Genomic DNA, 13,632 nt, shown 5'->3' on the forward strand with positions numbered 1-13,632 from the left:
TGTAGAATGGACGGTCTGTCTTTTGCGATAGGGGTTACGGTTCGATGCACGACGCTGATTTGGTCCACGAGCAGGAATACGTTGCTGGGCTGTACGCCCGGCTCGATGAGCTGCGCGAAGAAAAGCGCGCCCAGCTGGCGCAGGTGCGCAAGGCCGGTGCAGTGGGAACCATGCAAAACGTGTCCGAACGTGACGCGTTCGCCGCGCTGTATGAGGACCGCCTTGCCCAGCTCGACGCCGTCGATGACCGTCTGGTTTTCGGCCGCCTTGATCTGGACTCGGGTGAGGCTCAGTACATTGGGCGCATCGGATTGTCTACGGCCGATCTCCAGCGGCTCATGGTTGACTGGCGTGCGCCCGAAGCCGGCCACTTCTATCAGGCCACCGCATTCGACCGCCAAGGTGTGCGCCGCCGTCGGCACCTGATCCTGCAAGGCCGTGACGTGAAGGCGATCGAGGACGATGTCCTGGATGCCGGGATGCTCGCGGACAACGATTCCCTGCAGGGCGAGGGCGCGCTCCTCGCGGCCCTGAATTCCAAGCGCACGGGCCGCATGTCGGACATCGTGGGAACCATCCAGTCGGAGCAGGACAGGATCATCCGTTCCTCGATCTCGGGCGCGCTCGTCGTGCAAGGTGGTCCCGGAACGGGTAAGACCGCAGTGGCACTGCACCGCGCCGCCTACCTGCTGTACACGCACCGTGATCGCCTTAAGAGTGCCGGCGTGCTGCTGGTGGGACCGTCGTCGTCGTTCATGCACTACATCGAGCGTGTGCTGCCGTCGCTGGGCGAGACCGGCGTCGTCATGGCCAGTCTTGGCCGACTCATGCCCGGAATCCACGCTGTTCCCGAGGAAGATCCCGATGTCGCTGCCCTCAAAGGCAAGCTCGACATGGCCACGGTGGTGGCCAACGCTGTAGCGAACCGGCAGCGCACGCCTGCAGAAGACCGCATTCTCGAAGTGGATTCCCGCAAGCTGACGCTGACCGTCCGACAGGTCCGCCGGGCGCGGGAAAAGGCCCGTGCCACCGGCAAACCCCACAATGAAGCCCGCCTGACGTTCGTCAAGATCCTCCTCCGTGAGCTCACGGAGCAACTGACGGACCTCGTCGAGGAATCGAACATCGGCAATAACGCCGATCGCGCCTACCTCGCCGAAGACGTCCGGTCTGCCCGGGACGTCCGTATCGCCTTGAACCTGTGCTGGATGCCGATGACGCCCGAGAAGCTGATCTCGGAGCTCTTCAGCAAGCCCGCCATCCTGGAAGCCTGCACGCCGCACCTCACACCGGAACAGCGATCCCTCCTGCAGAGGCCCGTCGATGCTCCCTGGACCGAGGCTGACGTACCGCTTTTGGACGAAGCTGCTGAGCTCCTCGGTGAGCTGGACCCTGCCGCGGGCAGGGGACTGGCCCAGCAGGAAGCCGACCGCGCCCGCGATCTCGCCAACGCCAAGCAGACCCTGGCCAACATGGAAGCCATGGGCGTGGATGTCCTGGTGAGCGCCGAAGAACTGGCAGACCAGAACCAGGAACGCGAGAACCGGCTCACCGCAGCCGAGCGCGCCACGAGTGACCGTTCCTGGGCTTTCGGCCACATCGTGGTTGATGAGGCACAGGAGCTTTCGGCCATGCAGTGGCGGCTTCTCGTGCGTCGCTGCCCGTTGAAGTCCTTCACAATCGTGGGGGACATCGCCCAAACGAGTGCCGCGGCTGGCGCCAATTCGTGGCAAAGCGCGCTGGCGCCGTCGTTCGGTGACCGCTGGCAGCTCGAAGAGCTCACCGTCAACTACCGCACGCCGTCCCAGATCGCGGAAGCCGCTGTCCGGATGGCCAACCGCGCAGGCCTGGTGGTCTCAGCTCCGAAGGCTGTGCGCGAAGGCAAATGGTGGCCCATTGTGGACCGCGTCGAAGCGGACGGTATTGTCTCCCGCCTGGTCGAGGTCCTGCCTGAGGAAGTGGAAGCAATCGACGGCGGCCTGCTGGCTGTGATCGCCGACGGCCCACTGCTGCCGCAGGCGGCTGCTGCGCTGCGTGAGATCTACGGCCGCCGCATCGGCTCGGGAGCCGGAAGCTACGAGCAGGACATCGTGGTCATCAGTCCCAAGGAGGCGAAGGGCCTGGAATTTGATGGCGTCATCGTCCTGGAGCCGGCCGCCATGCTCAATCACGAGCACGGCAAGGTGGGCGACCTCTACGTCGCTATGACCCGACCCACTCAGCGGCTCAGGCTCATCGCCGCGGCACCGCTGCCTGCCGGCATTGAGCGCTAGGAAAAGCAGGTTCAACAATCCTGCTAACTTAGAACTCGTGTCACACGTAAACAACATCGAGTCCCAGCACAACGATCCCGCCTTTGCCAACATCTGGCAGGAGCTCAAATGGCGCGGCCTTGTCCACGTTTCCACCGACGAAACGGAACTGGAAAAGCTGCTCGCCGGGGACCCGATCACGTATTACTGTGGCTTCGACCCCACCGCCCCGTCCCTTCACCTGGGTAACCTGGTGCAGCTCCTCCTGATGCGTCGATTGCAGCTGGCCGGCCACAAGCCGCTCGGCCTGGTTGGCGGGTCCACGGGCCTGATCGGCGATCCGCGTCCGACGGCGGAACGCACCTTGAACACCAAGGACACCGTTGCGGAGTGGGTCGGCTACCTTCAGGGCCAGGTGCGCCGTTTCCTCAGTTTTGAGGGCGACAACGCGGCGCGCATGGTCAACAACCTGGACTGGACGGCGCCGCTGAGCGCCATCGACTTCCTGCGGGAAATCGGCAAGCACTTCCGGGTGGGCACCATGCTGCGCAAAGATGCTGTCGCGTCGCGGTTGAGCTCCGACGAGGGCATCAGCTACACCGAGTTCAGCTACCAGATCCTGCAGGGCATGGACTACCTCCAACTGTTCCGCGACTACGGCTGTGCACTGCAGACCGGTGGCTCGGACCAGTGGGGCAACCTCACCAGCGGCACCGAACTCATCCGCAAGGTGGAGGGCAAGAGCGTCCACGCCCTGGGTACGCCTCTCATCACCAACTCGGACGGCACCAAGTTCGGCAAGAGCGAGGGCAACGCCATTTGGCTGGACCCCGAAATGTGCAGCCCGTACGCGTTCTACCAGTTCTGGCTGAACACGGCCGATGCTGATGTGGTGGATCGGCTGAAGGTCTTCACGTTCCTTTCACGTGCGGAAATTGAAGAGCTTGGCCAGTCAGTTGCTGAGCGCCCGTTTGCCCGCGAAGGCCAGAAGAAGCTTGCATTCGAAGTGACCTCATTGGTGCACGGGATCGATGCGACCGAAAAGGTTATCGCAGCCTCGGCAGCGCTCTTCGGCAACGGCGACCTCACCGTCCTTGATGAGCACACCCTGGAATCAGCGACGGCAGAACTTCCGTCCGCGAAGATCAGCGCCGACGGTCTGGGCATCATCGACTTGCTCGTGGCCTCCGGTTTGTCCGACAGCAAGTCGGCAGCCCGCCGGACCGTGGGGGAGGGCGGCGCCTACGTGAACAACACGAAAGTGTCCGATCCCGACGCCGTCATCGCCCAGGACGAGCTCTTGCACGGCCGCTACTTGCTCCTTCGACGGGGCAAGAAGAACCTGGCGACCATTGAGGTTTCAGCCTAGGTTTTCTCAGTAGTCCAGTTCCGAAAGGGCCGGTAACCGCTATGGTTGCCGGCCTTTTCTGCGTTTGATTAGGCGCCCGGCGGCGGGGGTCATCCTCTGCGCGCTCGCTCCTTCGTCGCTTGGACGCGCGCTGCCGGATGACCCCCGCCCCGGTTGTTCTCGCACATCGTCGTTGTTTTTGGGCATCCTTCTCGCACATCGTCGTTGTTTTCGAGCATCGTTCTCTCATGTCCTGTCGGGTCCTGGTGGTGGGGTTGGGAATGTTCGACGGCGGTGGTCGGGTTTGGTGTTTGGCGGACGGGACCGTGGGTTTTTGGTTGGTGTGACGGGGTTCACGGGTGGTTGTTGTGGTGGTTTTGGGGTGTTTTTGGGTTTGGGTGGTTCTGGTTGGCTTGTGTTTGCGGGGTTTTTGGGGGTGTGGGGGTGGATTTGTGTCGGGGCTGGTGGGCGTGTAATGTCTTCTGAGTCGCCGCGAGTGAGACAGCCTGGTGCTGGGAACTGCGGGGGCCAACCCCTTTGATAACAGCCTGGAATATGGTGCGCTTTTGGGCGTGCCGGTAACGGGTGGGGCCGATGCGGCGGGATCGAAAATCGCGGAAACGTTGATTTGCATGGATCCGGTTGATCGGGTAAGTTTGAAAAGTTGCTCCGGAGCGATCCTGTGGCCCTGTAAGGGGTTCTGGTGGTGCCGGTTAGTGTCTGTTGTTTGAGAACTCAATAGTGTGCCAAGTTTGTTGATGCCGATTGTTTTATTGATTGGTTGAAATTATGGCCAGGCCGTTGCGCACCCCCGTGTGTGGTGGTCTGGTTTTCAGCTGGTTTCGAATTTTGTGCAGCCGTGCCCGGCCGTTATTTCCGGTGGGTGTGGTTGTGTCTGTTATTTTTCAACGGAGAGTTTGATCCTGGCTCAGGATGAACGCTGGCGGCGTGCTTAACACATGCAAGTCGAACGATGATCCCAGCTTGCTGGGGGATTAGTGGCGAACGGGTGAGTAACACGTGAGTAACCTGCCCTTGACTCTGGGATAAGCCTGGGAAACTGGGTCTAATACCGGATATGACTCCTCATCGCATGGTGGGGGGTGGAAAGCTTTTGTGGTTTTGGATGGACTCGCGGCCTATCAGCTTGTTGGTGGGGTAATGGCCTACCAAGGCGACGACGGGTAGCCGGCCTGAGAGGGTGACCGGCCACACTGGGACTGAGACACGGCCCAGACTCCTACGGGAGGCAGCAGTGGGGAATATTGCACAATGGGCGAAAGCCTGATGCAGCGACGCCGCGTGAGGGATGACGGCCTTCGGGTTGTAAACCTCTTTCAGTAGGGAAGAAGCGAAAGTGACGGTACCTGCAGAAGAAGCGCCGGCTAACTACGTGCCAGCAGCCGCGGTAATACGTAGGGCGCAAGCGTTATCCGGAATTATTGGGCGTAAAGAGCTCGTAGGCGGTTTGTCGCGTCTGCTGTGAAAGACCGGGGCTCAACTCCGGTTCTGCAGTGGGTACGGGCAGACTAGAGTGCAGTAGGGGAGACTGGAATTCCTGGTGTAGCGGTGAAATGCGCAGATATCAGGAGGAACACCGATGGCGAAGGCAGGTCTCTGGGCTGTAACTGACGCTGAGGAGCGAAAGCATGGGGAGCGAACAGGATTAGATACCCTGGTAGTCCATGCCGTAAACGTTGGGCACTAGGTGTGGGGGACATTCCACGTTTTCCGCGCCGTAGCTAACGCATTAAGTGCCCCGCCTGGGGAGTACGGCCGCAAGGCTAAAACTCAAAGGAATTGACGGGGGCCCGCACAAGCGGCGGAGCATGCGGATTAATTCGATGCAACGCGAAGAACCTTACCAAGGCTTGACATGAACCGGAAAGACCTGGAAACAGGTGCCCCGCTTGCGGTCGGTTTACAGGTGGTGCATGGTTGTCGTCAGCTCGTGTCGTGAGATGTTGGGTTAAGTCCCGCAACGAGCGCAACCCTCGTTCTATGTTGCCAGCGCGTGATGGCGGGGACTCATAGGAGACTGCCGGGGTCAACTCGGAGGAAGGTGGGGACGACGTCAAATCATCATGCCCCTTATGTCTTGGGCTTCACGCATGCTACAATGGCCGGTACAAAGGGTTGCGATACTGTGAGGTGGAGCTAATCCCAAAAAGCCGGTCTCAGTTCGGATTGGGGTCTGCAACTCGACCCCATGAAGTCGGAGTCGCTAGTAATCGCAGATCAGCAACGCTGCGGTGAATACGTTCCCGGGCCTTGTACACACCGCCCGTCAAGTCACGAAAGTTGGTAACACCCGAAGCCGGTGGCCTAACCCTTGTGGGGGGAGCCGTCGAAGGTGGGACCGGCGATTGGGACTAAGTCGTAACAAGGTAGCCGTACCGGAAGGTGCGGCTGGATCACCTCCTTTCTAAGGAGCTGCTAACAACTGTGTTGTTCGCCTGCATGGGCGGATGACGGGTTGTCAGTGTTGCCCATTGCGCAGGCGTCTGTTCTGCGGTGGGTGCTCATGGGTGGAAACATCAACGAATCAAACTTCTTTGGCATGGCCTTTACCGGTTGTGTCCTGGTGTTAGTACGGCAACCCGTGCCCCTTTTTGGGGGTGTGGTGTTGTGTGGAACGCTGCCGGGGCGTGGCTGGTATGGGGTTGTGTTTGGCGCACTGTTGGGTCCTGAGGCAACAGGACCTTTTTGCAGCAATGCATGGGGGCATCTTCTGGTGTTTCTTTTGTTCCTGCTTCCGGCGTCCCGGTCACTGTCAGCAGCCCCTGCTCCCGCGTTTTTGTGGGTGTGTGGGTTGTGGTGGGTGGGGTGTGGTTGACGGGGTTGTTGTTTGAGAACTACATAGTGGACGCGAGCATCTAGAACACACACTTGTGTGTGTTCTTACAGCAATTTCTTATGAATGAACCTGGCCCTTGTGGTCGTGGTTCTCTCGAGTAAGTTTTTGATCTTTGTGTGGTCAAGTTTTTAAGGGCACACGGTGGATGCCTTGGCATTAGGAGCCGAAGAAGGACGTAGGAATCTGCGATAAGCCTGGGGGAGTTGATAACCGAGCGTTGATCCCAGGATGTCCGAATGGGGAAACCCCGCACAACGCTGTTAAAAGTGATTGTGTGACCCGCATCTGAACACATAGGGTGCGTGGGGGGAACGCGGGGAAGTGAAACATCTCAGTACCCGCAGGAAGAGAAAACAAGAGTGATTCCGTTAGTAGTGGCGAGCGAACGCGGATCAGGCTAAACCGTTTCCATGTGTGATAGCCGGCGGGCGTTGCATGGGCGGGGTTGTGGGACTTTCCGTACTGGTTCTGCCGGACTGGTGAGGTGAGGTGCAGGCATAGGTGAACGGTCTTGAAAGGCCGGCCAGAGAGGGTGTGAGCCCCGTAACCGTAATGTTGTGTACCGCCTGGAGAGGATCCCAAGTAGCACGGGGCCCGAGAAATCCCGTGCGAATCTGTCAGGACCACCTGATAAGCCTAAATACTTCCTAATGACCGATAGCGGACCAGTACCGTGAGGGAAAGGTGAAAAGTACCCCGGGAGGGGAGTGAAACAGTACCTGAAACCGTGTGCTTACAATCCGTCGGAGCCAGTCTGATTCTGGTGACGGCGTGCCTTTTGAAGAATGAGCCTGCGAGTTAGTGTTACGTCGCGAGGTTAACCCGTGTGGGGTAGCCGTAGCGAAAGCGAGTCTGAACAGGGCGAGTGTAGTGGCGTGATCTAGACCCGAAGCGGAGTGATCTACCCATGGCCAGGTTGAAGCGACGGTAAGACGTCGTGGAGGACCGAACCCACTTCAGTTGAAAATGGAGGGGATGAGCTGTGGGTAGGGGTGAAAGGCCAATCAAACTCCGTGATAGCTGGTTCTCCCCGAAATGCATTTAGGTGCAGCGTTGCGTGTTTCTTGCCGGAGGTAGAGCTACTGGATGGCCGATGGGCCCTACAAGGTTACTGACGTCAGCCAAACTCCGAATGCCGGTAAGTGAGAGCGCAGCAGTGAGACTGTGGGGGATAAGCTTCATAGTCGAGAGGGAAACAGCCCAGACCACCAACTAAGGCCCCTAAGCGTGTGCTAAGTGGGAAAGGATGTGGAGTTGCGAAGACAACCAGGAGGTTGGCTTAGAAGCAGCCATCCTTGAAAGAGTGCGTAATAGCTCACTGGTCAAGTGATTCCGCGCCGACAATGTAGCGGGGCTCAAGTACACCGCCGAAGTTGTGGATTTCACACAGTGCCCTAGCCTTCGTGGTTCAGGGGTGTGGAGTGGTAGGGGAGCGTCGTGTGGGCAGTGAAGTCGCGGTGGAAACCAGCGGTGGAGCCTACACGAGTGAGAATGCAGGCATGAGTAGCGAAAGACGGGTGAGAAACCCGTCCGCCGAATGATCAAGGGTTCCAGGGTCAAGCTAATCTGCCCTGGGTAAGTCGGGACCTAAGGCGAGGCCGACAGGCGTAGTCGATGGACAACGGGTTGATATTCCCGTACCGGCGAAAAACCGCCCATGCCAAGCGGGGGATACTAACCGCCCGGAGCCTGCCCTATCACCCTTGTGGTGTGTGGGTTTTGGCCGAGCGCGGGATCTGATCCCGGGAGGTAAGCGTATTAACAGGTGTGACGCAGGAAGGTAGCCGGGCCGGGCGATGGTTGCCCCGGTCCAAGGATGTAGGGTCAGGGATAGGCAAATCCGTTCCTGTGTGTTTCGAGCACGATCCTGAGATCTGATGGGACCCCCGTATGGGGGGATCCGGTGATCCTATGCTGCCTAGAAAAGCATCGACGCGAGGTTTTAGCCGCCCGTACCCCAAACCGACACAGGTGATCAGGTAGAGAATACCAAGGCGATCGAGAGAATTATGGTTAAGGAACTCGGCAAAATGCCCCCGTAACTTCGGGAGAAGGGGGGCCTGCCCCGTGATACAGACTTGCTCTGTGGAGCGGGTGTGGGCCGCAGAGACCAGGGGGAAGCGACTGTTTACTAAAAACACAGGTCCGTGCGAAGTCGCAAGACGATGTATACGGACTGACTCCTGCCCGGTGCTGGAAGGTTAAGAGGACCGGTTAGCCCGTAAGGGCGAAGCTGAGAATTTAAGCCCCAGTAAACGGCGGTGGTAACTATAACCATCCTAAGGTAGCGAAATTCCTTGTCGGGTAAGTTCCGACCTGCACGAATGGAGTAACGACTTCCCCGCTGTCTCAACCATAAACTCGGCGAAATTGCAGTACGAGTAAAGATGCTCGTTACGCGCAGCAGGACGGAAAGACCCCGAGACCTTTACTATAGTTTGGTATTGGTGTTCGGAGTGGCTTGTGTAGGATAGGTGGGAGACGTTGAAGCCCGGACGCCAGTTCGGGTGGAGTCATCGTTGAAATACCACTCTGGTCACTTTGGACATCTAACTTCGGCCCGTGATCCGGGTCAGGGACAGTGCCTGATGGGTAGTTTAACTGGGGCGGTTGCCTCCTAAAAAGTAACGGAGGCGCCCAAAGGTTCCCTCAGCCTGGTTGGCAATCAGGTGTCGAGTGTAAGTGCACAAGGGAGCTTGACTGTGAGAGAGACATCTCAAGCAGGGACGAAAGTCGGGACTAGTGATCCGGCGGTACATTGTGGAATGGCCGTCGCTCAACGGATAAAAGGTACCTCGGGGATAACAGGCTGATCTTGCCCAAGAGTCCATATCGACGGCATGGTTTGGCACCTCGATGTCGGCTCGTCGCATCCTGGGGCTGGAGTAGGTCCCAAGGGTTGGGCTGTTCGCCCATTAAAGCGGTACGCGAGCTGGGTTTAGAACGTCGTGAGACAGTTCGGTCCCTATCCGCTGCGCGCGCAGGAAATTTGAGAAGGGCTGTCCTTAGTACGAGAGGACCGGGACGGACGAACCTCTGGTGTGTCAGTTGTACTGCCAAGTGCATCGCTGATTAGCTACGTTCGGATGGGATAACCGCTGAAAGCATCTAAGCGGGAAGCTCGCTTCAAGATGAGATTTCCATACACAATTTGTGTGAGAGGCCCCCAGCCAGACCACTGGGTTGATAGGCCGGATGTGGAAGCGAGGACTAAAGACTCGTGAAGCTGACCGGTACTAATAGGCCAACAACTTACACCACACACAAAAACACTGCACGCGTCCACTATGTGGTTCCCGAACAACAAAACCATTTGTTGCTCACGGGAACAAAAACCACAACTAAATACACAACACCACAGGACCCTCAACATCGAGGGAACACACATGTTGTAACCACAAAGCTTCCCACCCCAACACCGGCACCAACAACCGGCACAGGGGTTCGGGTAACAAGGTTACGGCGGTCATAGCGTGGGGGAAACGCCCGGTCCCATTCCGAACCCGGAAGCTAAGACCCACAGCGCCGATGGTACTGCACCCGGGAGGGTGTGGGAGAGTAGGACACCGCCGGACACACATTAGGTCGAGACCCCCCAACCCACACCAGGGTCGGGGGGTCTCCCACATTAACGGCACGATCACCAAACCAGAACCAGGCAAGCCCCGACCACCACGGCCGGGGCTCCCCCATTTAAGACCCCAAAAGGCGCAGCGCCAACAAGGCTGTGAGACTTGCCACGGGATGCCCATGCAGGCGCCTTGACGTTCGGCGCCTGAGGCGCTGTCGCCTAGAATTGCATAAGACATACGAGTCGGCGGCCCAGTGCTGTAGACGGCGTGACAACGAAATAAGGGTTATGAGCGACTACGCACGCGCCAGTGGTCGGCTCGCAACAGGAGGAATCCACCATGGCTGAGCACAACGGCGGCAATCGCGACGGCAACCGCGGAAACTTTGGCGGGAATCGCGGTGAGCGCGGCTCTTTCCGCCCCAACAACAACTCCGGTGGAGACCCTCGCGGATTCCGTTCCAGGGAGAATCGCGACGGTAGTGAGCAGGGTCGTTCCTTCGGTGGCGATCGTGATCGTAAGCCCTTTGGTGACCGTGGTGACCGCGGTGATCGTCCGGCCCGTGATGGTGAGCGTCGTCCGTTCAACAATGACCGTGGCGAGCGTAAGCCGTTCGGCGACCGCCCGCCCCGCGATGGTGAGCGTCGTTCCTTCGGTGGCGATCGTGATCGTAAGCCGTTCGGTGACCGCGGTGACCGCGGTGATCGTCCGGCCCGTGATGGTGAGCGTCGTCCGTTCAACAACGACCGCGCCGAGCGTAAACCCTTCGGTGACCGTCCCGAGCGTGGCCCACGGAACTTCGATGGCCCGCGTCGAGATGGCGATGAGCGTCGTCCCTTCAACAATGACCGCGGTGATCGTCCGGCCCGTGATGGTGAGCGTCGTCCGTTCAACAACGACCGCGGCGAGCGTAAACCCTTCGGTGACCGTCCCGAGCGTGGCCCACGGAACTTCGATGGCCCGCGTCGAGATGGCGATGAGCGTCGTCCCTTCAACAATGACCGTGGTGACCGTCCCGCGCGCGATGGTGAGCGTCGTCCGTTCAACAGCGACCGTGGCGAGCGTAAGCCGTTTGGTGACCGTCCCGCGCGTGGTGGTGAGCGTCGTCCGTTCAACAGTGACCGTGGCGAGCGTAAGCCCTTCGGTAGCCGCCCTGAGCGTGGCCCGCGGAACTTTGATGGCCCGCGTCGTGATGGCGAGGAGCGTCGTCCGTTCAGCAATGATCGTGGCGAGCGTAAGCCGTTTGGTGACCGTCCCGAGCGTGGTGGCGAGCGTCGTCCGTTCAACAATGACCGCTCCAACTCCTGGGAAGACCGTCCCGCCCGCGTTCCCAACGCGAAGGACATTCGCAGCGCCAACCGCCCTGACCGCGAACGTTCTCCGGAGATCGATGAGGATGTCACGGGCAAGGAACTTGACCGCGCCACCGGGCACCAGATCAAGACCCTCGAAGAGCAGAGCGCAGGCTGGGTGGCGAAGCACCTGGTCATGGCCGGTCGCCTGATCGACATCGAGCCGGAGCTGGCCTTCCAACACGCTTTGGCCGCCAGCCGCAGGGGTGGCCGGCTGTCGGCTGTCCGGGAAGCTGTTGGCTTGACGGCTTACGCTGCAGGTCACTATGGCGAAGCGCTGCGCGAATTCCGTACGTACCGCCGCATCAGCGGATCCAACGTTCACCTGCCCGTCATGGCGGACTGTGAGCGTGGCCTTGGCCGCCCTGACCGTGCACTGGACATGGTCCGGTCTCCTGAAGCGCAGGATCTGGATGCTCCGGGCAAGGTAGAGCTGGCGATTGTGGCTTCGGGCGCCCGTGCTGACCTCAACCAACTTGATGCTGCTGTAGCCGAGCTTGAGATCCCGCAGCTGGACATTAACAGGGCGTTCTCTTACAGCCCCCGTCTGTTCCGCGCGTATGCAGAAGCACTGACTGCTGTGGGTCGCACTGAGGAAGCCGAAAAGTGGGCTCGTCAGGCACTGGTAGCTGAGAATGCCCTCGGCGTTGGTGACTTCGCCGAACCGGAAATTCTTGACCTCGGCTGGGACGAGCAGGAAGAAGCAGCGGCTGCACGGAAGCCACGCTTCGAGAAGCGCGGCGAGGATTCCGACGTCGTGAGGCCGGAAAGCGAAACGGTGATCGCGGAGGCGGCTGCTGCAGACGCCGAACACGACGACGTTGACATGGATGATGCCGAGTCGGATTACTTCGAGTCGGACGACGCCGAATCGGACATCGATTCAGCAGAAGAGGCTGACGAAGCAGAAACAGAAGAAACAGAAGAAGAAGCCGACGAAACCGTATCCCATACGGAATCCACCGAGGAACAGGGCACTGACTCACAGCATGGCTGATTCACTCATTTCGTCCTTTGACGCGGTTCTTTCCGATCTTGATGGTGTCGTTTACGCAGGTCCCCATGCAATTCCCGGGGCTGTGGAGTCGCTGCAGCGCCTGGAGACCGTAGGCGTCGGCTTGGGTTACGTGACGAACAACGCCTCGCGTACTCCCGCCCAGGTTGCTGCGCACTTGCGGGAACTGGGGGCTCCTGCGGAGGATCACCAGGTGGTCAGTTCTTCGCAGGCTGCCGGGGAGCTGCTTGCTTCCATGCTGCCTGCGGGGGCTCACGTGCTCATTACCGGCAGCGCGGCGTTGGCCCACGAGATCGAACTGGTGGGCCTGAAGCCCGTGCATAGTGCGGCGGAATCGCCGGTAGCTGTTGTCCAGGGCTTCAACCCTGAGATCGGCTGGAAGGACCTCGCTGAGGCCTCCTATGTTGTTGCCGGTGGCGCCCAGTGGTTTGCGACCAACACGGATATGTCGATCCCGCAGGCGCGCGGTATGGCTCCTGGCAACGGTACTCTCGTTGCCGCAGTTGCGGCCGCAACGGGCAAGACGCCGATGGTGGCCGGTAAACCGGAGGCGCCATTGTTCCACGCTGCTGCCAAGCGCCTGAAGTCTGATCGCCCTTTGGTGGTGGGGGACCGTTTGGATACCGACATCCTGGGCGGCAACCGTGCGGGATTTTCGACGGCGGCGGTACTCACCGGCGTCGATACCACGCTGTCGATTCTGGCTGCCCGGACGGAAGAGCGTCCGGACTACCTTTTGGCAGACTTGGGGGACCTTTACGCCCCTTACCCGGAAATCGTCAACGACGCCGGCACTTACCGTTGCGGTGCAGCGTCAGCAGTTGCTGAGGATGGCAAGGTCACGTTGACCGGGGATAAGGATGACCTCGACGCGTGGCGTGCTGCCTGCGCGGCCTGGTGGGCTGAGGTTCCGGACACTGCTGTAGCTCAGGCGCCCCAGCTGGAATGGCGAACTCACTAGACTGGTGCGATGACCCAGGCCAACAATTACCCGGAAGCTGAGGCTGAACGGCCCCCTGTGCGCTGGCCAGAGGCTCTTGAAGCCACCGGCGACGCCCCTGTGGACCGCGCCCTTGGCTTGCTGGAGGACGTTCATAGCGCTCCGGTGTCCGAGCATGCTGGGCTGTATTCAGCACTTCATGACTCCCTCCTGGAGGCTCTGGATGCTGAGCCCGGCCTGCCGCCGGTAGCGGACCGGGATACCGCTCGTACCCGCCCGGAAGGCGAGAATTAGCG

Annotated in this window: 7 protein-coding genes and 3 rRNA genes; 9 read left to right on the forward strand and 1 reads right to left on the reverse strand. The window is 59.9% G+C overall.

The annotated features are described in order from the left end of the window. Nucleotides 1-44: 44 nt before the first annotated feature. The 6 genes from VUN82_08430 to rrf all read left to right on the forward strand — a co-directional run bounded on the left by VUN82_08430 (nucleotide 45) and on the right by rrf (nucleotide 10,032). Nucleotides 45-2,273, forward strand: a complete 2,229-nt coding sequence (locus VUN82_08430; protein XAS73847.1) for an AAA family ATPase — start codon at nucleotides 45-47, stop codon at nucleotides 2,271-2,273. 37 nt (nucleotides 2,274-2,310) lie between these two features. Further along, complete coding sequence (gene tyrS, locus VUN82_08435; protein XAS73848.1) at nucleotides 2,311-3,621, forward strand: tyrosine--tRNA ligase; 1,311 nt, start codon at nucleotides 2,311-2,313, stop codon at nucleotides 3,619-3,621. Nucleotides 3,622-4,505: 884 nt separating this feature from the next. Continuing rightward, nucleotides 4,506-6,025, forward strand: a 16S ribosomal RNA gene (locus VUN82_08440). Between the two features lie 293 nt (nucleotides 6,026-6,318). Beyond that, nucleotides 6,319-6,480: a hypothetical protein gene (locus VUN82_08445; protein XAS73849.1), complete on the forward strand. Its 162-nt coding sequence runs from the start codon at nucleotides 6,319-6,321 to the stop codon at nucleotides 6,478-6,480. Between the two features lie 95 nt (nucleotides 6,481-6,575). Continuing rightward, nucleotides 6,576-9,718 (forward strand): 23S ribosomal RNA (locus tag VUN82_08450). A 197-nt stretch (nucleotides 9,719-9,915) separates the two neighbouring features. Continuing rightward, nucleotides 9,916-10,032: ribosomal RNA gene (rrf, locus tag VUN82_08455) — 5S ribosomal RNA — on the forward strand. Together the 16S, 23S and 5S rRNA genes form the textbook arrangement of a ribosomal RNA operon. A 282-nt stretch (nucleotides 10,033-10,314) precedes the next feature. On the opposite strand, the gene VUN82_08460 is transcribed toward rrf, so the two are convergent. After that, nucleotides 10,315-11,511: a hypothetical protein gene (locus VUN82_08460; protein ID XAS73850.1), complete on the reverse strand. Its 1,197-nt coding sequence runs from the start codon at nucleotides 11,509-11,511 to the stop codon at nucleotides 10,315-10,317. Between VUN82_08460 and VUN82_08465 the strand changes: the two genes are divergently transcribed. From VUN82_08465 to VUN82_08475, 3 genes are read left to right on the forward strand one after another with little or no spacing between them, the layout of a single operon-like run. Beyond that, complete coding sequence (locus VUN82_08465; protein ID XAS73851.1) at nucleotides 11,500-12,378, forward strand: hypothetical protein; 879 nt, start codon at nucleotides 11,500-11,502, stop codon at nucleotides 12,376-12,378. The two genes, VUN82_08460 and VUN82_08465, sit on opposite strands and share 12 nt — an antisense overlap. Next, nucleotides 12,371-13,357: an HAD-IIA family hydrolase gene (locus VUN82_08470; protein ID XAS73852.1), complete on the forward strand. Its 987-nt coding sequence runs from the start codon at nucleotides 12,371-12,373 to the stop codon at nucleotides 13,355-13,357. The genes VUN82_08465 and VUN82_08470 overlap by 8 nt, the downstream gene beginning before the upstream one ends. Before the next feature lie 9 nt (nucleotides 13,358-13,366). After that, nucleotides 13,367-13,630, forward strand: coding sequence for a hypothetical protein (locus VUN82_08475; protein XAS73853.1), 264 nt, complete (start codon nucleotides 13,367-13,369; stop codon nucleotides 13,628-13,630). Nucleotides 13,631-13,632: the final 2 nt, after the last annotated feature.

It is taken from the genome of Micrococcaceae bacterium Sec5.1 (assembly GCA_039636795.1).
In the GTDB taxonomy this organism is placed as follows: Bacteria; Actinomycetota; Actinomycetes; order Actinomycetales; family Micrococcaceae; genus Arthrobacter.

Excerpts from the sequence above, each read along its gene's own strand:
- VUN82_08430 (XAS73847.1), top strand. The coding sequence starts at position 45 with ATGCACGACGCTGATTTGGTCCACGAGCAGGAATACGTTGCTGGGCTG.
- VUN82_08445 (XAS73849.1), top strand. The coding sequence starts at position 6,319 with ATGGGGGCATCTTCTGGTGTTTCTTTTGTTCCTGCTTCCGGCGTCCCG.
- VUN82_08470 (XAS73852.1), top strand. The coding sequence starts at position 12,371 with ATGGCTGATTCACTCATTTCGTCCTTTGACGCGGTTCTTTCCGATCTT.
- VUN82_08475 (XAS73853.1), top strand. The coding sequence starts at position 13,367 with ATGACCCAGGCCAACAATTACCCGGAAGCTGAGGCTGAACGGCCCCCT.